General features: G+C 59.0%; 18 protein-coding genes. 3 read left to right on the forward strand and 15 right to left on the reverse strand.

Going from position 1 to position 20,628, the window contains the following annotated elements; genetic code table 11:
- Positions 1–4: 4 nt before the first annotated feature.
- The 5 genes from ACWJJK_RS14385 to wecB form a co-directional block, all read right to left on the reverse strand.
- Positions 5–1,162 carry a glycosyltransferase family 4 protein gene (locus ACWJJK_RS14385; protein ID WP_454128217.1) on the reverse strand — a complete coding sequence of 386 codons (1,158 nt, stop codon included), beginning with the start codon at positions 1,160–1,162 and terminating at the stop codon, positions 5–7.
- The gene (locus ACWJJK_RS14390) at positions 1,159–2,016 is read right to left on the reverse strand and encodes a glycosyltransferase family 2 protein (protein ID WP_454129045.1); all 858 of its coding nucleotides are present in this window, start codon (positions 2,014–2,016) and stop codon (positions 1,159–1,161) included. The genes ACWJJK_RS14385 and ACWJJK_RS14390 overlap by 4 nt, the downstream gene beginning before the upstream one ends.
- A complete protein-coding gene (locus tag ACWJJK_RS14395; protein ID WP_454128218.1) occupies positions 2,016–3,035 on the reverse strand; it encodes a family 10 glycosylhydrolase in 1,020 nt (339 codons plus the stop codon). Before ACWJJK_RS14395 ends, ACWJJK_RS14390 begins: the two co-directional genes overlap by 1 nt.
- Positions 3,032–4,321 (reverse strand): O-antigen ligase family protein, encoded by a 1,290-nt coding sequence (locus tag ACWJJK_RS14400; protein WP_454128219.1) that lies wholly within the window; start codon positions 4,319–4,321, stop codon positions 3,032–3,034. The genes ACWJJK_RS14395 and ACWJJK_RS14400 overlap by 4 nt, the downstream gene beginning before the upstream one ends.
- 456 nt (positions 4,322–4,777) lie before the next feature.
- Complete coding sequence (gene wecB / locus ACWJJK_RS14405) at positions 4,778–5,902, reverse strand: non-hydrolyzing UDP-N-acetylglucosamine 2-epimerase (protein WP_454128220.1); 1,125 nt, start codon at positions 5,900–5,902, stop codon at positions 4,778–4,780.
- 338 nt (positions 5,903–6,240) lie between these two features.
- On the opposite strand from wecB, the gene ACWJJK_RS14410 reads away from it, so the two are divergent.
- The gene (locus ACWJJK_RS14410) at positions 6,241–7,386 is read left to right on the forward strand and encodes an IS701 family transposase (protein WP_454128221.1); all 1,146 of its coding nucleotides are present in this window, start codon (positions 6,241–6,243) and stop codon (positions 7,384–7,386) included.
- A gap of 308 nt (positions 7,387–7,694) precedes the next feature.
- On the opposite strand, the gene ACWJJK_RS14415 is transcribed toward ACWJJK_RS14410, so the two are convergent.
- Positions 7,695–9,368 carry a formate--tetrahydrofolate ligase gene (locus ACWJJK_RS14415; RefSeq protein ID WP_454128222.1) on the reverse strand — a complete coding sequence of 558 codons (1,674 nt, stop codon included), beginning with the start codon at positions 9,366–9,368 and terminating at the stop codon, positions 7,695–7,697.
- A gap of 312 nt (positions 9,369–9,680) precedes the next feature.
- On the opposite strand from ACWJJK_RS14415, the gene ACWJJK_RS14420 reads away from it, so the two are divergent.
- Positions 9,681–10,340 (forward strand): RT0821/Lpp0805 family surface protein, encoded by a 660-nt coding sequence (locus ACWJJK_RS14420; protein ID WP_454128223.1) that lies wholly within the window; start codon positions 9,681–9,683, stop codon positions 10,338–10,340.
- A gap of 378 nt (positions 10,341–10,718) precedes the next feature.
- Here the strand turns inward: ACWJJK_RS14420 and ACWJJK_RS14425 are convergent, their stop codons facing one another.
- The 6 genes from ACWJJK_RS14425 to tusD form a co-directional block, all read right to left on the reverse strand.
- The gene (locus tag ACWJJK_RS14425) at positions 10,719–12,731 is read right to left on the reverse strand and encodes a cation:proton antiporter domain-containing protein (protein WP_454128224.1); all 2,013 of its coding nucleotides are present in this window, start codon (positions 12,729–12,731) and stop codon (positions 10,719–10,721) included.
- 281 nt (positions 12,732–13,012) lie between these two features.
- Positions 13,013–13,915 (reverse strand): universal stress protein, encoded by a 903-nt coding sequence (locus tag ACWJJK_RS14430; protein ID WP_454129046.1) that lies wholly within the window; start codon positions 13,913–13,915, stop codon positions 13,013–13,015.
- Between the two features lie 304 nt (positions 13,916–14,219).
- Complete coding sequence (locus ACWJJK_RS14435; protein ID WP_454128225.1) at positions 14,220–14,549, reverse strand: TusE/DsrC/DsvC family sulfur relay protein; 330 nt, start codon at positions 14,547–14,549, stop codon at positions 14,220–14,222.
- Between the two features lie 3 nt (positions 14,550–14,552).
- Complete coding sequence (tusB, locus tag ACWJJK_RS14440) at positions 14,553–14,867, reverse strand: sulfurtransferase complex subunit TusB (protein ID WP_454128226.1); 315 nt, start codon at positions 14,865–14,867, stop codon at positions 14,553–14,555.
- Positions 14,861–15,220, reverse strand: coding sequence for a sulfurtransferase complex subunit TusC (gene tusC, locus ACWJJK_RS14445; RefSeq protein WP_454128227.1), 360 nt, complete (start codon positions 15,218–15,220; stop codon positions 14,861–14,863). Before tusC ends, tusB begins: the two co-directional genes overlap by 7 nt.
- Positions 15,221–15,224: 4 nt before the next feature.
- Positions 15,225–15,578, reverse strand: a complete 354-nt coding sequence (tusD, locus tag ACWJJK_RS14450; RefSeq protein WP_454128228.1) for a sulfurtransferase complex subunit TusD — start codon at positions 15,576–15,578, stop codon at positions 15,225–15,227.
- 91 nt (positions 15,579–15,669) lie between these two features.
- Between tusD and ACWJJK_RS14455 the strand changes: the two genes are divergently transcribed.
- Entirely contained in the window at positions 15,670–17,124 is a 1,455-nt protein-coding gene (locus ACWJJK_RS14455; protein WP_077729193.1) for a M48 family metalloprotease, read from the forward strand.
- 26 nt (positions 17,125–17,150) lie between these two features.
- Here the strand turns inward: ACWJJK_RS14455 and ACWJJK_RS14460 are convergent, their stop codons facing one another.
- From ACWJJK_RS14460 to ACWJJK_RS14470, 3 genes are all read right to left on the reverse strand, one after another.
- The gene (locus ACWJJK_RS14460) at positions 17,151–18,692 is read right to left on the reverse strand and encodes a long-chain-fatty-acid--CoA ligase (protein ID WP_454128229.1); all 1,542 of its coding nucleotides are present in this window, start codon (positions 18,690–18,692) and stop codon (positions 17,151–17,153) included.
- Between the two features lie 113 nt (positions 18,693–18,805).
- Positions 18,806–19,195: a glycine zipper family protein gene (locus tag ACWJJK_RS14465; RefSeq protein WP_086135442.1), complete on the reverse strand. Its 390-nt coding sequence runs from the start codon at positions 19,193–19,195 to the stop codon at positions 18,806–18,808.
- 142 nt (positions 19,196–19,337) lie between these two features.
- Positions 19,338–20,555: a UbiH/UbiF/VisC/COQ6 family ubiquinone biosynthesis hydroxylase gene (locus ACWJJK_RS14470; protein WP_454128230.1), complete on the reverse strand. Its 1,218-nt coding sequence runs from the start codon at positions 20,553–20,555 to the stop codon at positions 19,338–19,340.
- Between the last annotated feature and the right edge of the window lie 73 nt (positions 20,556–20,628).

A 20,628-nucleotide genomic window follows, 5' to 3' on the forward strand; every position in this document is an offset into this window, starting at 1 on the left:
ACCATCATCTATGTCTGATAGCGCGAGAGGCTCCAGGTTTCACCTTCGAGTGGAAAAATTCGATCATCCGCCGGGCCGAACCCTCGATGCCGATGTTTCGGACCCGCAAGAAAGCCTCGTGTCCGACTCGGCGCAGCTCCTCCTCGGGCATGGCGAGAACCTTCAATATGGTTTGGATTGAGCCGGAAATATCCAGGGGGTCGATGACAAACCCGGTTTTGCCCTCCTCGATCAGATCTTCCGTGGCAGCGGCATGGATCGACGAAATGACCGGAAGTTCAGCCGCCATACCCTCCGCGACAACGGCGCCGAACGTATCGGCGAGGCTTGGAAAAACGACGATGTCGGCGAGCGCGTAATAGGTCATCAAATCCCGCCACTGGACGTGTCCGACCAGATGCAGGTTGCCCCACCCGCGCGCTGCGATATGGTTTCCATACCGTTCTCCCTCCGGACCGTCTCCGACCGCCAGGAGCGTCGTTTCCGGACGCGTCTTCACGATCTCCGCGTACATGTCGAACAACTGCGGATAACCCTTGGCGTCGATGAGTCGCGCGACCGACAGCAGGACCGGCCCCGGATACCGGCTCTTGATGTCCTGAAACCCGGGATGCGCTCTAAAGGCGGCCACTTCCGAATTGACGTAGTCCACGTCGATCGGCATCGGTGCACATAGAATGTCTGCTTCGTCGATTCCGTAGTGCATGAAAACACGCTTCGCTTCGCTCGAAGACGCGACCGCTCCCGAGGAAAGCCCGCAGATCAACCGCCTGAGCCCATGGCGCAGTCGATTGCCGCCGGCGCAGCTCCGAAGCGCCAACTCGCCCCAGGCCAGATACGGTTTTCGATGTTTCGCGCAATACAGAAGAGCCCCCCAATTGGCGGGGGCGAATCCGCCGCTAAGAACGAGATCGGGATTTAGTCTCCTTAGCCGCTCGGTTACTCCGTAGTTCATGTGAACGGCCGTTTCACGGCCCCGGATCGGCAAATGAAATCCCGGCAAAACCTCCGCATCGAAACGGTAACCCTCCAGAATCCAATCCCGGTTCTCCTCGGTTTCCGCCATGAGCAAGACCGATAAACGGTCTACTTGCCGGGATATCGCCTCGAATAACGGAATCCGATACGGCGTCAGTATATTCGTTACGATGGCCAGGTTCATACCTGCTCCATACTGCCCCGGACAAAATTCATGACCTGCCATTTAATAACCGCATACCAGGGAATAAAATCATAAATCCTCGCCCATTTCGGCAGCGGTAAAATAGTTCTGGCGCGGCGCCGGATAATCCGTAAATTATGTAGATAACTTATTGAACTCTTGGTTTTGAAGAAACTCGATGGGTTTCGATAATAAATGATCGTCGGCAGCGGGAGTAATACCACTCCGCCGTGCCGCATCGCACGAATGAAAAAATCGTAGTCTATGCACATCTCCAGGCTTTCGTCATACCCTTTGACGCGTCGCCATATCGATCTCGGATATATCGCCGTGGAATGAACCAATGGGTTACTGCGATAGAGTCTGGCTACCGTAATTGAAACAGGCCGTTCTCCCGCGGCGGCCGCGGGCTGGCTCGATATTTCGGGGATCGTTCCTGAAAAATGATCGGTCGGTATATATCGGGTAGACGCGATCGCGACGTCCGGATTATCGAGCAGAAATCCGACCACGTAAGACAGGCGCCAAGAAACGCTCAAATCGTCGGCGTCATTAATCGCAATATAGTCCCCGGATGCCCTTCGAATCGCTTCATTAAGCGCTCGCGACCGGCCCATGCGTTCGCACCTGATATAGTGGAAACGCGGATCCTTTATCGCTTTGCAAATATTTTCCGTCGCGTCGGATGATCCGTCATCCAGAAAAACCACTTCGAAGTTCGCATAATCTTGAGCCAGGGCGGCGGATATCGAGGATTCGATATACCGATCGGCATTGAATGCCGTCATGACGATCGATACCTTTGGCGGTTCGGGTCCATTTTCCAATGATGAGCTCATACATTCCCTAATCATCAAACCCTGGCCCGCCTCCAAGACGGCTTCGCCTTGGCTCGAAAAACCCCTTTTCGCAGAGTCTCGATCTGCCGCTCGCTCAGCTGTCCGTAAAGATAAACAGCGACGCCATTCCCCTTCGATAAGGCTCGCGCTTTAGAGATAAGCTCGGACAGCCGATCGGGACGGCGATCGACCACCTTGTTCCCCGGACCGACACGGTCGAAATTTCCGACCATGACGACCATCGCCTCGGGACGCTTCATTTTGGATTGAATGGTTTTGATGATGCCGAAATCCGGATTGGCGTGATATTGCATGGAATAAACGACATCCACGATTCCTTCGTCAGCCCATTTCGGAGCGTTTTGACCGAAGGTTTTTATATCGTCCTTCCATGGGGCGGCATCGACACTGACCACCAAATTCGGTTTCAAACGTTTTCCTTCCTTATATATTCTCCCTATAACCCCTGATATCGCGCGCTCCGCTTCGTCGGCCCGCTTGCCCTGCGGTACCGAAAAGCGAACATAATCGAGATTCACGCCGTCGACGGGATATTTCGCGATCACTTCCAACACGATCTCGGTAATTCGATCCCGAAACGCGGGCTTGTACCAGTCGAACGATTTCGCGCCTTTTACCGCCAATTCCGGAAATAAATCGTCCCGGTTCCGGAGCCCCATCGAGAACCAGGGATGAACCTCCAAATCATGTTTTTTCGCGGTATCCAGCAGGATGCGCACCGGGTCGAACTGTTCGCCTTGGCCTTTGATATAACCCCGCAGCCGCTCGTCTCGGGGTGCCAGACGGCTAGGCCATGTGGTTCCCCGGCCGTCCCAGATACACGGCACCAGCACATTGAAGCCGGCTTCTTTCACCCGGCGGCATATCTTTTCCGCGTTCGAATGCCCCAGCCAATGCAATCCCTCGTCGAGAATCGCCCGGCTTTCGTTCATCTCTTCGGCGGAGCCGCCGGACAGCGGATAAACGCACAAAGACGCGGTTGCCGCCAAAAATTGCCGACGATTCAACCTCATCGGGCACCTCCATTTTTCTCGGACAATTCGTTCGCTTTTTCGGCCATGGCGACCAAAGAAAACACGAATATCGCGAATTGCGTCACGTAATCGAAACCGTTATCCGTGGCGATGAAAATCACATAAGTCGTCAAGCCTCCGACACCGGCAAGCGCATATTTCCTGGTTTGAGAATCGTCACGAAACCGCAAGATACGAAACAATCGCCATAAATAGCCAAGGATGACCAATATGAATAAGGTCAGACCCACGACACCGATTTCGCTCAGCATCCTCACGTATTCCGAGTGAATGACACCCAATCCGCCCGCCGAGCGTTCGTAAAAGAAATCCTGGGTCGCCCCGATCCCGGAGCCCAGCAAGGGATGGGGTTCGAAAAATCGATTCAGCACCATTTCCCAGGCGTCGAAACGGCCGGAGCCATGAATTCTTCCCACGGCATCCTCAGGATTCGCGATTACCGTATCGAAACTCATCTCCTCGCCGCCGATAAACATCCTGCTTCGGAATTTCGGGCTGAGCAGAAACAAGGCCGGGAAACTCACGATGCTGAATACGGGAAGAATGATTCTGCCGATACCTCGGCGGCCCAGGAACAGAATCACCGAAAATCCGATGAATATCGCGGCTATCGTGATACGGGTAAACGCGGCCATCACCACGATCGAGAATCCGATAATCATCAGTCCTCTGGATAAGGTTTTATCGGCAACGGCAAATCCGGCCATGGCAAGCATGCTCACGGCGGCGATATGGGCAGAAAACGTGGCCGGGCTGGTATGAGGAAGCGTAAGTCTCGGATCGGAACTCAGACCGAAGAGCCGCGCCATCAAGGCCAACACCACCATGACGATGCCGCTCGCCAGGATGATTCGCTCCGTCTGCAGAAGCTGGCGCGTTGAGGACACGGCGGTCATGACGAGCATCACGAACAGAAGCGGCGCGCTCAATTTGGCGATCATCCTGAGACCGAACGACAAGCTCGGCGCCCACAAGATCGACGTCAGGCAGAACGCGAGAAAAAGCAAGTGAAGCTTGTAGCGGGAAAGGTATTTGAGCGTCTTCGACAGGCGGGGAACCAAAACCAGGCAAACGGCAACCCATAGCCCGAACAACCGCACAGCTGCGAGACTCATGTGCCCCATAGGCGTCGAGCTGATCTCATCGCTCCCGGGCGTCAACGGAATCGGCCCCGTCAGCAACGCATAATTGAGCAGGAATACCGGGGACCAAAGAGCCAGCAGGCCATACTGGCCCACGGCGACGAGAAGCAATACGAAAAACATAAGGGATTACGTCGGCATACTGTGGAATCATTCCAATAAACCACTGAGCTACCTTGCAATTCGGCTTCGGATTAGCGAGCCGCGGCCGAAACGTACTGCCGAAAAATGACGCCGGTCGGCCTCGGATCAACCCGAGTGGCAATCCGACCGGTTCGGGGCGCATACCACGACCTCAGACTGCGTCTTGAGGCCGGGACTAGAGCGTTTTTCACCGCCGCTTAGCGGCGAGGATTAGGAAAATCGTTGGTCGGCAATCCCTTGCCGACACACAGGATCGGCCAGGGACTTTGTCGGAAGGGTCGCGACTAAAACAACCGTTTGCGATCGGGAAAGGATTGCCGACCTACAGCACCTCGGAGCGCGATGCCAAACCGGAAAATACTCTAGAAAAAATCCGGCTTTCGCCTTCGCATAAGCTCCGTTTACTTCGCTTCGCGCCTCCTGCGATGAACTTGTTCAGTCGGCACGCATAGCGTCCGAAAGAACGGATAGAATTCGGGCCGATGCTTTACCGTCCCATAACTCCGGCTTTTTCCTTGCCGCACCCGATCCGCTCAGCACTTTTCGAGCTTCCGCCACGATACGCGCAGGGTCGGAACCCACGATCACGTTCGTACCTTCTTCCACCGTAATCGGGCGTTCCGTGTTGTCGCGCAGGGTAATGCAAGGGACTCCCAGCGCCGTGGTCTCTTCCTGAATGCCGCCGCTGTCCGTCAACACCATCCTGGCGTCTTTGAACAGGTTCAAGAATTCCATGTAGGACAGAGGTTTCGTGGTGACGATGGAATCGGGAATCGTCAGGCCGAATTTCTGGATGTTCGCCTGAGTGCGGGGGTGTATGGGAAATATCAGAGGCAATGCGGTGCTCACCTCCGTCAATGCCTCGACGATGCCGGCCAGCGTTTCCGGACTATCCACGTTGGAAGGCCGATGCAGCGTGACTACGCCATAGGACGGATTCCGCTGCTTGAAGATCGTCGTCTCGAATGCCGTCGGCGCGAGGTGTTTCAGCTTCTCCACCTGATGGAACAGATTGTCGATCATCACGTGGCCGACGAAGAAGATGCTGTCCTTCCCTTTGCCTTCGGCCAACAAGTGACTTACGCCGCTTTTTTCGGTCACGAAGAAATAATCCGATATCGAATCGGTCACGATGCGGTTGACCTCCTCCGGCATCGTGATGTCTCCGCTCCGAAGTCCGGCTTCGACGTGAGCCACCTTGATCCCGAGCTTCTTCGCCACGATCGAACAGGCCAGCGTCGAATTCACGTCGCCCACCACCATCACCAAATCGGGCCGGTCCTTCAGGCAGATTTCCTCGAAACGGAGCATCACTTTCGCCGTCTGCTCGGCATGGGAGCCGCTGCCCACCTCCAGGTGATAATCCGGCGACGGTATCTCCAATTCTTCGAAGAACACGTCGCTCATTTCCTTGTCGTAGTGCTGTCCGGTATGGACCAGCTTGTATTCGAACGGATACGAGCCCTGCCGAAGCTCCCGGATGATCGGGGCGATCTTCATGAAATTGGGCCGCGCACCGGCGACGATAAACATCTTGTAGGTCTGGGCGATTGTATTCAAAGCATCGTCTCTCTTCGGTTTTTCGTGTTAGCACTGCACCAAACGGCCATTCGCATTACAACGATTCCGCGCCACACGCTTCGAGAATTGAACAATCGCCGAGCGATGTAACGAGTTTATGCGTGGACGTCCTAAGAAGTTTATACGTAAGAGCGCTTAAATCGCCCCTAAGCCTTGTGCCGAACAAACTTCCCCTCATTTCTGGTGGCGGTAGCCGCAAGCCGACAAAACCCTTTGCCGGCAATTCTGTCGGGAAGGGATTCCCGACCTACAACTGACTTAGTACTACAGCCGCAGTTGTTGGTCTAACAAGCATGGTAATCACTGAGGAGACTGCCATGCAAGGCTCGATACGACAGTGGGACGCGGAGCTGACCGCACTGCATGCGCGGATTGGCTCGCGTTTTCGGCGGGCGGAACCGCGGCAACGCGCGTTGGGGTATCTGCGTGGGCTGTTAAGTCCGGTCGCGCGCAAGAACGGCTGGCAGCTGGCGGAGCACTTGGGGGAGCGGACCCCGGATGGCGTCCAGCGGCTGTTGAATGGCGCTGAGTGGGATGCCGATCGGGTACGGGATGACCTGAGGGCTTACGTGGTGGAGCGGTTGGCCGATCCAGAGGCGGTGTTAGTGGTGGACGAGACGGGTTTTTTGAAGAAAGGCAGGCACTCGGTCGGAGTCAAGCGCCAATACAGTGGCACGGCCGGCCGCATCGAGAACAGCCAGGTCGGCGTTTTTCTCGCTTATGCCAGTGTGCACGGGGCGGCTTTTCTCGATCGGGCACTGTACCTGCCCAAGGAGTGGGCCGCCGCCCCCCATCGCCGCGCCGAGGCGCACGTGCCTGAAGGGGTGACGTTTCGCACCAAGCCTGGGTTAGCGTTGGAGATGATCGAACGCGCGTTGGACGCCGGTGTGCCGTGCCGCTGGGTGACCGGTGATGAGGTGTATGGGGGCGATCGGCGGCTGCGGTTTTGGCTGGAGCAACGGCGCCAGCCGTTTGTGCTGGGGGTGGCCTGTAACGTGCCGTTGTGGCGTGATGGTCCGGTGTATCGGCCGGCGCAGGAACTCGCCGCCGAACTACCCGCTTCGGCGTGGCAGCGGCACTCGGCCGGAGACGGTGCCAAGGGGCCACGGGAGTACGACCGGGCGTGGCAGCCTTTGTGGCGGTGGCAACCGACCGCTGAGGAGCGGGCCTGGGGCCATTGGCTGGTGGTGCGCCGGAGTCTTGAGGATCCGAGCAAGCTGGCGTATTACGTAGCTTTTGCCCCGCGGGAGGGCACGACGCTGGAGACCCTGATTCAGGTCGCCGGGCGACGGTGGACCATTGAAGTGGGCTTCGAGAGGGCCAAGCAGGACTGTGGGTTGGACGAGTATGAGGGACGGACGTGGGACGCCTGGCATCGGCATATCACCTTGGCGCTGCTGGCCCAGGCGTTCTTGGTGGCTATGAGCACCCAAGCGAAAAAAGGGGCACTGAGGCCGGCTTGATCCCATTTACTGCCCCGGAAGTCCGCCGCTTGCTGGTCCACGTGCTCTGGACCCGGCGTCCCGAGGCGGCGCATGTGCTGGCCTGGTCACTCTGGCGGCGCCGTCATCAGTGGCGCGCCAGGCAGTGCCATTACCGACGCCGCTGTCGTGGTCGTCCACCATAACTGCGACTGTAGTATTAGAGCCTATCCCAGTAGGTGATAAAACCCTTCGACAGGCTCAGGGCGAACGGCCTACTGAGATAGGCTTTTCGTGTCGTAGGTCGGCAATCCTTTTGCCGACGCTTCCGCCGGCGCTTCGTTGAACCTTTAGAACAAGCCCGTAATCCGGCCGTTGTCGTCCACGTCTATGGCCTCGGCCGCCGGCATTTTGGGCAGTCCCGGCATGGTCATCATGCTGCCGCAGACGGCCACCACGAACTCGGCGCCGTGGGAAGGCCGCACTTCGCGGATGGAGAGCACGTGGCCGGACGGCGCTCCCTTGAGATTCGGATCGTTCGAAAACGAGTACTGCGTCTTGGCGATGCACACCGGGAAATGGCTGTATTCCTCGCTCAAGCGCTCGAGCTGCTGACGGGCCTTGCTGTCCGCGGTGATATCCGCCGCCCCGTACAGATGGGTGGCGATCGTCTTGATCTTGTCCCAAAGCGGCGCTTGCTCTTCATAAAGGAAACTGAAATTCGACTGGCCGGCATCGACCATCCGGACGACTTCCCGAGCCAGGTCTTCCGCGCCCTTTCCGCCCTCGGCCCAGTGCCGGCAGACGATGACCTTGGCCCCCATCTCCTCGACCTTGCGCTTGAGCAGCGCGATTTCGGCGTCGGTGTCCGAGGTGAAATGATTGATGGCGACGACGCAGGGCAAGCCGAACCGCTGCTGCACGTTGCCGAGGTGCCGTGCGAGGTTCACGAATCCGGCTTCGAGGGCTTCCAGGTTCTCCTGTTGCAGTTCCTTGACCGGCACGCCGCCATGCGACTTGAGCGCACGCACGGTGGCCACCAGCACCACGCCGTCAGGCTTGAGGCCGGCCTTGCGGCACTTGATGTCGATGAATTTCTCCGCCCCGAGATCGGCGCCGAAGCCCGCTTCGGTCACCACGTAATCGGCCAGCTTCAAGGCTGTCTTGGTCGCGACCACCGAGTTGCAGCCGTGGGCGATATTGGCGAAAGGACCGCCGTGGACGAATACCGGATTGTTTTCCAGAGTCTGGACCAGATTCGGCCGCAGAGCGTCCTTCAGCAGCGCGGCCATGGCGCCGTGCGCCTTGAGATCGCGGGCGAAAACCGGCTTATTGTCGAAACGGGTATAACCCACCAGGATGTTTCCGAGGCGCTCTTTCAGTTCTTTCAAGGAGCTCGACAGGCACAGGATGGCCATCACTTCTGAGGCGGCGATGATGTCGAAGCCGTCTTCGCGCGCAAAGCCATTGGCCGTTCCGCCCAGGCCGATGACGATGTCGCGCAGCGCGCGGTCGTTCATGTCGATGACACGCTTCCAGGCGATCTGGCGCGGATCGAGGTTCAACCGGTTGTCGTGGTGGATGTGGTTGTCGATCATCGCCGACAGCAGGTTGTGGGCGACACCGATGGCGTGGAAGTCGCCGGTGAAATGAAGATTGATGTCCTCCATGGGCACGACCTGAGCGTAGCCGCCTCCGGCCGCTCCGCCCTTGACGCCGAAACATGGCCCCAGAGCGGGCTCCCTGAGACAGATCATGGTTTTCTTGCCCAACCGGTTCAGCGCATCGCCCAAACCCACGGTCGTGGTGGTCTTGCCTTCCCCCGCCGGCGTCGGGCTGATGGCCGTGACCAGAATCAGCTTGCCGTTGGGCCTGTCCTTGAGACCGTCGATATAGTCCAGGGACAGCTTGGCCTTGTAGTGGCCGTACGGGTCGAGATGTTCGGGCGCTATACCCAGCCTGTCTTTGGCCAGATCGATGATCGGCAGCATCTTGGCTTTTTGAGCGATTTCGATGTCGGACATGAATGCACCTTTTTATCTATCTCGGTCGTGGATATGGAAGTCGGGATCAAAAGGGCAGCGAGCACAAGGCGTCAAACGCCGTAACCGAACCCTCGAAGTTGGCAGATATTAACAAGTTGCCGAAAGCAACGCAGCAAGCCGGCCGAGTTCTTGGCTACACTATCGCGTTGGGCTTTGTCGCGAGCCGGCGACGCGTTCGGCTTGCATGCTCTCCATACGTCAGCCGGAATGAGCGTCCTTCAGGGATGGCTTGCGAATTGCTTTACGGCCGAGCGGATAACAACAATCACTTTTCGACAATAAGAGGCAACCATGTCGGCGACGAAAACGTCACCCGTATTCGATCGGTTCAACCCATTCGTTTTTCTCGGCGGAATCTTTTTGGCGTTTAGCCTGAGTTTTCCTCAGGACGCGTACAGCGATCCCCCCGACTGGGCGCCGGCCCACGGCTACCGGAGCAAACACAAGGACAGACATCGCGATGACTACGACGACCGTTACGAACACCGCGAAACCCGTCATTACCATGACCACGATCACGACTACGGCGTAAGATCGGGCCGCTGCGACCGCACCATGGTCGGCAAGGTGCTGGGCGGCGTTGCGGGAGGTGCGCTAGGCGGCGTCATCGGCTCCAAGGTCGGAAACGGCGACACCGCTTCGACGGTCATTGGCGCCGTCGCCGGCACGGTGATCGGCGCGATCATCGGAGACCAGATCGCTCGCCGCATGGACGCGAGCGACATGTTCTGCACCGGACGGGCGCTCGATTTCGCCGACGACCGCCGCAGCGTCCATTGGATGAACCCGGACAACCAGGTGGGCTATCTGGTCACGCCCTTGCGGACCTTCAACGACAACGGAGAACGCTGCCGCGAATTCTCCACCCGCATGACCTACGGCAAGCAGCGCGACTCGGTCAACAACATCGCCTGCCGCCAGCCGGACGGGAGCTGGGTGATTCGGAATTGAGCAGGGGCAAGGCCCGCAATGCCCGTATGGAGTCGATCGGAAGGCATCCATCCTTCTTACGGGCTGGCTTTTGGCGGGTTACGCTTCGCTAACCCGCCCTACGAGTTCTGCGAGTTCTTACACTCGTCGACTCGTAGGATGTGCTGAACGACGTGAAGCGCATCGTTCTCGACTGTCCGGCATCCTGCGGGCGGCTTCGCCATGGAAGTCGGCGATTCTACCGATTATCGTACCTCAGCGCTTCTTACGTCATAACATCGCAAGCGAGAACCGGGCCGCGCAGTCGGTTCTTTCGCAGCCGTCCGGTTCGTAGGGCGAAACAGCGCAACCCATTCCGCCTTAAAGATGCCACCGGGACACGGCAGTAACCCATCGCCTTCACGCCGCGTCAGACTCCGTCGGCTGCGGGGTCAGCAAACGCTCCACGGCACCCAGCTGTTCCGGATTTCCGAGCAGGCCGATGCGGTCTCCAGGAAGAAACACGGTCTGGGTAGACGGGTTGACCATCAGTTCGTTCTTGCGCTTGATCGCCACGAGGGTGGCTCCGGTCCGGGTACGGAGGGCGGCCTCCCCCAGCATCTTCCCGGCCAGCGGACTTTCCTCGGGTACTTTTCGCCAGGCGATGTCGATCAATTCGGAAGCATCGAGCAGGTCCCTGAGCAAGGCGTGCTCGCCCTGCGACTTGACCAGCGCCTCGTAGTTTTCGCGGCGCACGGTATCCGCGTAGCGCCTCACGTCGTGCAGCGGGAAGCCCAGTTGCAGCAGCGTGTGCCGCAGCACCTGCAGGCCGCCTTCCAATTCCGGATGGATCACCAGCTGTGCGCCCAATTCCGAGAGTCGCTTGACCCCGGCCCTGGTGGCGGCGCGGGCGATGATCGGGAGATCCGGGGCAATGTCCCGGGCAGCCGCGACGGTCAATTCGGTGGCCGCTTCCTCGGGCAAAGTCACCACCAGCAGACGGGCCCGGTGCAGCGCCGCATGGGTCAGGATGTCGGAGTTGGCCGTATCGCCCAGGAGCGTGGGGGCGCCTCGTTTGGCCAATTTTTCGATTCGGCTGATACGGAAATCGATGACCAGATAGGGAATGCCCAGCTCACCCATCACGTCGACGATGTGCGAACCCACCCGTCCGTAGCCGACCACCACCACGTGGTCGGCGACCGACTCCTCCACCGGCGTCTGCGTCGAGCCGTGGCGGTCCAGCCATCGCCATAACGGCTGGACCCCTCTTAAGCTCCGTTGCAGCGGATGAACGCTGTGCAGCATGAACGGGTTCACGACGATGGACAGAAGAGCGGCCGCCAATATCAGCGCGTGTTGGCCCTTATCCAGTATGCCGAGACTCAAGCCGGTCTGATCCAGGATGAAGGAGAACTCGCCGATTTGGCAGGAGCCGGCCGCGACTACCAGCGCGGTGCTGGCCGGACGCGGGAACGGCAACACCCAAAGCCCCGAGACGATGAACTTTCCGATGACCACCAGCGCGGTGAGAACCAGGACCGGTTCGAGGTGCTCCACCAGGAAGCCGGGATCGAGCATCATGCCGACGGACACGAAGAACAAGACGGAAAAGGCTTCGCGGAACGGCAGCAGATCGGATGCGATGCGGTGACTGAGCGGCGACTCGCTCACCACCGCTCCCGCGACGAAAGCCCCCAGAGCCAGCGAAACCCCGAACAATTGCGAGGCGCCCAAGGCGATTCCCAAAGAAATGGCCAGGATCGCCAGAATGAACAGCTCGCGGGAGCGGGTATGGGCCACCCGCAGCAACAGCCAGGGAATGAAGCGTTTGCCCGCAAACAGCATGAACACGAGAAAGCCCAAAGCCGACAGCAGCGCGAGGCCGAGAGTGCGCCATTCCATGGGCTTGCCGGTGTCGGCCAGGTTGGGCAGGATCATGATCATGAGAACGGTGGCGATGTCTTCCATGACGCGCCAGCCGACCGCGACTTGCCCGTCCGGGGTGTTCAGCCAGCCGCGGTCCATGAAGCCGCGCAGCATGACGATGGTGCTGGCGATGGACAGCACCAGTCCCAGCACCAGTCCGGACTTGGGCGTCCAGCCCCAGTATTGGCTCAGGCCATAACCCAGGGCCGCCATGGTCAGCATCTGTCCCAACGTCCCGACGATGGCGATATCTCGCACTTTCCACAGATCGGCAAAGGAAAAATGCAGCCCCACGCCGAACATCAGGAAAATGATGCCCAGCTCGGCCAACTGGTTGATGGTTTCGGCATCGGCCAGATAACCCGGCGTGAACGGGCCGATGACCACGCCCGCGAGCAAATAACCGACAATGGACGGCAGGCCGATGCGTTGAACGATCAGCCCTCCTAGAAAGGCAACGCTCAGCGTAACGGCGATATTTTCGAGCAAACCCAGGTTATGCATGAGATATGTGGAGTATGGTGCAGGCAGGTAGCCAAGAAGTTTATCAGGGTGCGTCGATCAGCGCCGATTTCCCGCGCCTTGAATCGCCGACACTCATGAAAAGCTCAGGCACGATAGCCATCAACGGACAGCAAACTCTACGGCAACGGCTTGCAACGCTGCTCAAAAGGGCTCCCCATGCCTTCAGGCGTTCTTGAGTCAGGCTCGATTTGGAAACAACCGCACCGCCGCGGTTGAACCGACTTCCGGATGATGCGGCGGCCCTATCGGTCGGTCATGCGTTATGCGGCGGGCGAGCCGGTAGCCGTGGAACCCTCGTGCACGATCAGCACGTCGCACTTCGAATCGGAAAGGATGCGACGCGTCACGCTGCCCAGGAGCATTTCCTCGACGACGTTTTTGCCGTGTTTGCCCATGACGATCAGGTCCGCCCCGAACGATTCCTCCTTGGCGAGAATCAGGCGAGCGGCATCCTCGAGCTCCACGAATCGGAAGAGCCGACGCGAACCCTCGGCCACCTCATCGATCAGGCTGCTGATGCGGCTCATTGCCTCCTGCTGAGCCTGACCGCGGAATCTTTCTATCTCGTCGTCCAGCACGCCGCCCTGCCGCAGCATCCCCTCGAAAGGAACGGCGGAAGCATGGACAACCATGATGTCGGCATTTGGAGCGACCCGCATCGCCATATTCAGCGCGGCGATGGAGTGGGAGGAGAAATCCACCGGAACCAGTGCACGCCGGTAGCTTGTCTCCGGCGGACGCTTGACGACGAGAACCGGCCGCGTGCACATACGCAACAAACGGTCCGCGGTCGTACCCAGAAACAGTTCGCGCCAACGGTTAGAACCGTGCGCTCCCAATACCAGCAAGTCCGCCTGTTCGGCGGCCGACAGAATCTCGTCCAGCACTGCTCCGATGGCGATTCGGGAAACCGCGGCTATCCGGGTATCCTCCGCGATCCGCGATCCCAGTGCGTCCAACATGCGTTGCGCGTCATCGATCAGCTTCGTCTCGGCATTGCCGTGCGAGAGAATCAATTCGCGCACGGTCTTCAGGGCCGTTTCACTCAAGACATGCAGCAGCTCCAATCGCCCCTGTTGTTCCGCAGCTAGGAAGGCCGCCCGGTAGACGGCGTTAGTGGCATCATCCGAGAAATCGGTTGCTGCCAATATAGTTCTGAACATATCCACGCAGCTCTCCTCTTTGGGTATGCATGGGGATTCCATTCCCGTTTTGGCGGCAGGCTGAGGTGCCTGCTTCTGAATCTGCAGCGCCCCCGGTCCACGCCGGCCCTCCGAATGGAGCCGCTTGATCGCCTGCCTGGCGCCGTGGCCGAAAAAAACCGTAGAACGAACCCATACGTCCAATGTCATCGGCCGCAAGGGAAAAATTAGGATAAAAACATGCCGAGCTTACACGTACCTTACGGAGCCATTGGCCCACAGCCTGTTTTCCCCGTGGAATGGCGCGGTATTGTGAAACCAACGACTAGATACAGCCCGGCGGCTTGGGCAGTCCCGCGATCAAACAGGCGTATTTCAACGGGCTTTCCGGAAACAGCCGGTGCAGATAGCGGGAATTGCCTTTTTCTTCCCCGAATTCCTTCTGCACCGCCTTGACGAACATGCGTGTGTTGGGAAGGTGGTGAAATCTGAGATAGTAATTCCGGATGAAGCGCACGATCTCCCAATGCGCTTCGGTCAATGCTATGGGTATGCTCGCCGCCAGAGCGGCGGCGACATGCTCGTCCCAGGCGTTCGCATCGGTCAGAAATCCGCTTTCGGTCGTTTCCAGGAATTTACCGTCGACTTCGATCATCGCTCAAAACCAGGATTGGATAGGCCGGTAATCGGCAGTCAAATCGACGAATCCTCCATAGTCGACGATTCGAATCGTCTCGGCGACCTCGGAAGTTTGCACGCCGCGCGCGTCGAGATCCGGCCCCAAGGCATAAAACCTGACGCGTCCTATAGCCGACTTCAGGACGGCTTCGGAATCCGCGCCTTTCACCGCGGCGTAAACCCCGTTTTCGATCAGCAGAACCGCATCGCCCTCCCCCGCCCGGACGAGACAATCTTCCAGGGCACGGCTTTCCCGAGGCGAACGGCTAACTATATGCAGGACTGTCATCAACATGGGATCACGATGTCATGTTCCGCCGTCAATCCGGCGATTTCCGCCCTGTCCACGACGCGCACGGGGATGACGAGATCCTCGGTCGTCAAATGCCTTCCCCGCAAAGACTCCCGCTCGACCAAAACATCCTCCACATCGTACAAAGCCAAGGCTTCGAACAAGGGAGCGACGGGTTTCAGCCCGCTCGGTTCGGACCCCTGTCCCCGTTTGAGCAGGAACACGCCATCGTCCAGTATCAGGAGCCGTACGGCCTGATCGAAGGCGGCGGCGGTCATGGCCATGTCCAGCGATTCCCGGACTCTTGCGCCGTCCCAAGGGGCACTGCGCATTACAAACAAGAATTTTTTTTGCACCGATTCAGCCACCAAAAACCAATACCCGGTCGGCCTTCAGACAGGCGTCCATCCATTGTCCCAGGCCGCCGATTCGAAAACCGTCCGCCCCGGTTGCCGGCATGCCGCGCCGCTGCGCGGCCGAAACGCACAGCACCAGGTCGATCCCGTGCTTATCGGCGAGATCGGGCCAGGGCGGAATCGAATCTTTGTCTTCCGCGGATAAACCGGATCGCAGCGCGTTATAAACCCCGTCATGGTAAAAGAACACGCATACGATTTCGTGATCTTTATCCAACGCGGCTTTGATAAACTGATAGGCAGTGCGCGCCGCTTGAGCGGAACAAGGCCCGGCATTGACCTGAATGGCGTATTTCATCGCGGCGACACCCTTTCGAAAAAACGGTTCATCGAGTAACCGTACACCGTGGACTCATTCACACCCGCGCCGCACACGGCGCTGAAACATCATGAAATTCGACAAACTGCTTGCATCGCTGTTGATTCTCAGCTACGGCTCATTGGCGCTGCAACCCGCCCATGCGCAACTCAACCTGGAGTTGCCCGAAATCGGCGACCCGACCGGAACCCTCATGACGCCGCAGCAGGAGAAGGAACTCGGCGCAGCGTTCTACCGCAAGTTGCACGCCCAGCTCGAAGTCAGCCAAGATCCGGAAGTCAACGATTACATCCAGTCCATAGGGCAGAAACTGGCCGGGTCCAGCGACAACCCCGCGCAAGCGTTTCATTTCTTCGTGGTAAGCGATCCCACGGTCAACGCATTCGCGGGGCCAGGCGGATACATCGGCGTCAACTCCGGACTGATCCTGACCTCGGAAGCCGAGAGCGAACTCGCTTCGGTACTGGCCCACGAAATCGCGCACGTCACGCAGCGGCATCTTTATCAAACGTTCCAGGCCGCCGGCCGCCTGGCGCTGCCCACCGCCGCGGCCATGCTGGCCGCCGTTCTGCTGGGCGCGAAATCCGCGCAACTGGGCCAAGCCGCCTTGATGGCCGCGCAAGCCGCCAATATCCAGTATCAAATCAATTTTACCCGCGACAACGAGGCCGAAGCCGATCGCGTCGGCATGCAGATTTTATCGAAGTCGGACTTCGACCCGCGCGCCATGCCGACGTTCTTCGAAAGAATGCAGCAATCCACCCGCTTCGTCGGCCGAGAATTGCCGGAGTTCCTGCTGACCCACCCGGTGACCGTGTCCCGTATCTCGGATACGCGGGGACGCGCGGAACAGTTTCCGTATCGGCAATATCCCGATTCTTTCGCCTATCAGCTCGTCCGCGCCAAGCTGCGGGTGCAGACCGCCGCCCGCCCGCAGGACGCGCTGAATTATTTCAAGGCGGTCAGCGGCCAGGGCACCAAGCTGCAACAGGATGTTTCCGCCTACGGTTTAGCCTTGGCACTGATCGCCAACGCGCGTGCGGGGGAAGCCAAACCGATCCTGCAGCGGCTGATGGAGATTTATCCCGATCAGTCCCATTTCGCCAATGCGCTGGCCAGCGCCGAGCGGGAGACCAAGAATTACCCGCGCGCGATCCAGCTTTACGAATCGGCCCTGCAACGCTTTCCGGAAAACCGGGCGCTGACGCTCAACTATGTCCGCACGCTGCTCACCACCGGCAAAGCGGAACAGGCGCGCAAGCTGCTGCAGAACTACGCCCGCCGCCATCCGCCTACTCCGGAAGTCTACAACCTGCTGGCGCAAGCCTATAGCCAGCTCGGGAACGATGCCGAATCGCACCGCTATGTCGCCGAATCCTATTACGCCTCGGGCCAGAACCGCGCCGCCATACTGCAACTTCGGCTAGCCAGAAAAACGGCCGGCGACAATTTTTATCTGAATTCCGTCATCGACGAGCGCTTGAAGCAGCTGCTCGCCGAAGAGGAAGAGCGCAGAAAGCAGTGAGGCATAGAAACCGCGGCGGCCGGAGTTTATTCGAGATCCTGCACGCCGCGCTCGATTTCGCCGTGCTTTCGAAGCTGCCGCTTGAGGATCTTGCCCGCGGCGTTTTTCGGTAACTCCGGCTGAAAGACGATCTTGCGGGGAATTTGATGCCGCCCGAGGTGCTCCCTGCAGAAAGCGCGGACTTCGCTTTCCGTGATCGGCTTGGACTCGTCTATCGCGATATACGCGACCGGAATTTCGCCGTGCAAATCGTGCGGCTCCCCGACCACCGCGGCCTCGCGGATCGGCGGAAAGCGGTATAGCACCTCCTCGATCATGCGTGGATAAACGTTCATGCCGTTGACGATGATCAGATCCTTCTTGCGATCGACGATGCTGAAATAGCCGTCTTCGTCCCGCGTACCGAGATCGCCGGTCAGAAGCCATTCGCCGCGAAACACTTCACGGGTCGCGTCCGGCTGCTTCCAATAGCCCTTCATCACGTTGGCACCGCGTACGGCAATCTCGCCGACTTCGCCGCACGGCAACTCGCGCCCGTCTTCGTCGACGATTTTCATCTCGACTCCGGGAACCGGCAAACCCACGGTTCCCGGTTTGATGAGGCCGTCGATCGGATTCACGCAGGTTACCGGGGAACATTCTGTCGGTCCGTCGCCCTCGTAGATCCTGATGCCGAATTTTTCTTCGAAGCGCCGCAACACGTCGACCGGAAGCGCAGCGCCGCCGGAAACGCAATAGCGTATGGAGGAAAGAAGCGGCGCACGCTCGTCTTTGAGTCTCAGCAGTACCGAATACATGCTGGGCACGCCGAGAAAAATCGTGGCTCGGCTGGCATGAATCGCGTCGACGACCTGATCGGGCTCGAATCGCGGCAGGGGAATGAACGCACAGCCGTTGGTCAGGGGCGTGAGCATGCCGACGGTTGCCGCGAATGCGTGAAACATCGGAAGAACCAGCAGCACGACATCCTGCCCCGGACGCCAGTGCATGGCTTCGCGGACGCTGCGCGTGTTGGCGACCAGATTGCCGTGGGTCAGCATCGCCCCCTTGGGACGGCCGGTGGTTCCCGAGGTGTAGAGGATGACGACCAGGTCCTCTTGCGGGTCGCAATCGATATTCGGTGCCGGCGCGTCGGATCTTAGAAAAGCATCGAACGCCTCGGCGCCTTCGACTTCTCCGCCGATGGATACGCGAAACTCGATTCCCGGCGCAGCCTGAAGCGCGGATTCCGCCTGTTTCGAAAAGGCTTGATGGAAAATCAAGCCCTTGGCGCCGGAATCGTTGAGAATGAAGCCGATTTCTTCCGTGTTCAGCAACAAATTGATCGGAACGACCGTGGCCCCGGCTTTCACGATGCCGGTATAGGCAATGGCGAATTCCGCCGAATTGGGGCAGTAAAGGGCAATCCTGTCCCCTTTGACCACGTCTCGGGCCGCCAAGGCCGCCGCCACGCGATCCGATCGGTTGCCTATGGTGGCATGATCGATGACCTGAGAGCCCTGGATTACCGCGGGCCGATCAGGATAAAGCCGGGCGCTCTCCCGGAGTGCATGGATCAATGACGACATCCTGGCACCTTCTCGTCGGTTTATGCCCTCGTCAGGGCAGCAAAAACGGAAAAAATAATCCCGCCGGGCTAGAGGCACAACGGCGGGATTATTTTATTTGACCGATTGCTTACTTAATTGACGACTCTGTGTCCCCGATTGCGGAGGCAATTGATGTAAGACCGCTTGTATTGATCGTCGCCCGAGACCCCGCTGTAACCAGCGCCGCCGAGGCCGCCCGCGGCAGCGCCGATCGCGGCACCGCCGCCGGGATTGCCAGCGACAGCGCCGACCGCGGCGCCCGTTGCGGCACCTAGCAATGCGCCTGCAGCAGCACCCTTCGCCGCTTCCGTTCCGGTACTGCCCGCTTGGCGAGCGAGCATTTTGCACTCTTCCATATCCTGCTGCAGCCGATAGGCATTCGGATCGTTATACGTGTCCACCACAGGCTCCCATCCGGTGTAGGTTGCGCAACCGCTCAGAATCAACACGGTGCAAAGAAATACAGGTAGCTTTTTGACCATAAGTCGTTTCACTCGTATAGGACGTTAATCGATATCTCAGCAACAGTATCCGGAACACAGGTACTGAATTGCTCTGCCTACTATAGCAAACTCACTCTGCTCAATCCGCAGGAATACGTATCGTAATGTTTCCGACCGTCATTCAACCCAGAATGGCTTCGCCACGGGCCAAATTCGGGAGCTGGCCGCCCAAGCCCATCGCGTATCGCATGACCAATTTCTTGGCCGGCGTGATTCGCTCCGCCAAACCCAGCCCCAGATTCCGAATGAATCGGAGCGGACGGTTCGCGTTTCCGAACACGCGATAGAACAGGTCCATCGTCGTCATCATGACCAGGTTGTTGCTGCGGCGCATGCTTTCGTAAGTTTGCAGCACATGGGCTGCGCCGATGTCCTGGCCATTCTTGTGAGCGCCGACCAGCACCTGCGCCAGCGCCGCAGCGTCCAGAAGACCGATGTTGACGCCCTGCCCCGCCAGCGGATGAATCATGTGGGCCGCATCGCCGATCAAAGCCACGCCCTCTTTACTGTAACTCAAGGCATGCTGACGCTTGAGCGGGAAGCTGCCTTTCGCCTCGATATGCTTGATCTCGCCCAGAGCCGAGGGGAACGCAGCGATAAGCTCCCGGAGCAGCGCGTCATCCGGCAAAGCCTTCAGGCGTTTGATGTCCTCCGGCGCCTCGTACCAGACGAGAGATGCATGAGGCCCGTCCAGCGGCAGGAAAGCCTGGGGTCCCTTGGGGGTAAAGCGTTGCCAAGTGATGTCCTGCTGGCTGTATGCGGTTTCCACCGTCAGCACCAGGGCGTGCTGCTCGTAATCCCAACCGCTTACTCCCATGCCGGCCACTTGCCGCACCCGGGAATAGCCGCCATCCGCGGCAACCAATAAGCGCGCCGACAAGACGCGGCCGTCGTCCAATTCGACGGTCGAGCCTTGCGGCCCGTAATCGATCATTTTGGTTCTGGCGGGACAAAGAAAATCGATATTGGAAAATTCGACCAGGCGGTCGAGTAAAGCCAGCTGGATTACCCGGTTCTCGACGATATAGCCCAAGACCGGCTCATCGATGTCCTCGCTCCGAAACTCGACATCGCCCGACTCTTCCCATACCCGCATCCTCCGGAACGGGCAAAACCGGCGCGAAGCGATGCCTTTCCATGCGCCCACGGTTTTGAGAATGCTGGCGGACGCGATGCTGATCGCGGACACGCGAAGATCGTGGGGCTGCTCCGACGCAAACGCCGGCGGCGGGGCATCCTCGATCACGGCAACTCGCAGACTGCTTCCTCCGAGGCCACACCCCAAAGCGGCACCGACCATGCCGCCGCCCACAACGATCACGTCATATTTTTCGGTCATTCTAATTCCCCATGCTTGGCACGCATGCTCAACCGCCTAAATTTTCTGGCCATAAAGTAAAGGTAACCGGGTT

It is taken from the genome of Methylocaldum gracile (genome assembly GCF_053646815.1).

Excerpts from the sequence above, each read along its gene's own strand:
- ACWJJK_RS14385 (WP_454128217.1), bottom strand. The coding sequence starts at position 1,162 with ATGAACCTGGCCATCGTAACGAATATACTGACGCCGTATCGGATTCCG.
- ACWJJK_RS14390 (WP_454129045.1), bottom strand. The coding sequence starts at position 2,016 with ATGATTAGGGAATGTATGAGCTCATCATTGGAAAATGGACCCGAACCG.
- ACWJJK_RS14395 (WP_454128218.1), bottom strand. The coding sequence starts at position 3,035 with ATGAGGTTGAATCGTCGGCAATTTTTGGCGGCAACCGCGTCTTTGTGC.
- ACWJJK_RS14400 (WP_454128219.1), bottom strand. The coding sequence starts at position 4,321 with ATGTTTTTCGTATTGCTTCTCGTCGCCGTGGGCCAGTATGGCCTGCTG.
- ACWJJK_RS14410 (WP_454128221.1), top strand. The coding sequence starts at position 6,241 with ATGCAAGGCTCGATACGACAGTGGGACGCGGAGCTGACCGCACTGCAT.
- ACWJJK_RS14415 (WP_454128222.1), bottom strand. The coding sequence starts at position 9,368 with ATGTCCGACATCGAAATCGCTCAAAAAGCCAAGATGCTGCCGATCATC.
- ACWJJK_RS14420 (WP_454128223.1), top strand. The coding sequence starts at position 9,681 with ATGTCGGCGACGAAAACGTCACCCGTATTCGATCGGTTCAACCCATTC.
- ACWJJK_RS14425 (WP_454128224.1), bottom strand. The coding sequence starts at position 12,731 with ATGCATAACCTGGGTTTGCTCGAAAATATCGCCGTTACGCTGAGCGTT.
- ACWJJK_RS14430 (WP_454129046.1), bottom strand. The coding sequence starts at position 13,915 with ATGTTCAGAACTATATTGGCAGCAACCGATTTCTCGGATGATGCCACT.
- ACWJJK_RS14435 (WP_454128225.1), bottom strand. The coding sequence starts at position 14,549 with ATGATCGAAGTCGACGGTAAATTCCTGGAAACGACCGAAAGCGGATTT.
- tusB (WP_454128226.1), bottom strand. The coding sequence starts at position 14,867 with ATGTTGATGACAGTCCTGCATATAGTTAGCCGTTCGCCTCGGGAAAGC.
- tusD (WP_454128228.1), bottom strand. The coding sequence starts at position 15,578 with ATGAAATACGCCATTCAGGTCAATGCCGGGCCTTGTTCCGCTCAAGCG.
- ACWJJK_RS14455 (WP_077729193.1), top strand. The coding sequence starts at position 15,670 with ATGAAATTCGACAAACTGCTTGCATCGCTGTTGATTCTCAGCTACGGC.
- ACWJJK_RS14460 (WP_454128229.1), bottom strand. The coding sequence starts at position 18,692 with ATGTCGTCATTGATCCATGCACTCCGGGAGAGCGCCCGGCTTTATCCT.
- ACWJJK_RS14465 (WP_086135442.1), bottom strand. The coding sequence starts at position 19,195 with ATGGTCAAAAAGCTACCTGTATTTCTTTGCACCGTGTTGATTCTGAGC.
- ACWJJK_RS14470 (WP_454128230.1), bottom strand. The coding sequence starts at position 20,555 with ATGACCGAAAAATATGACGTGATCGTTGTGGGCGGCGGCATGGTCGGT.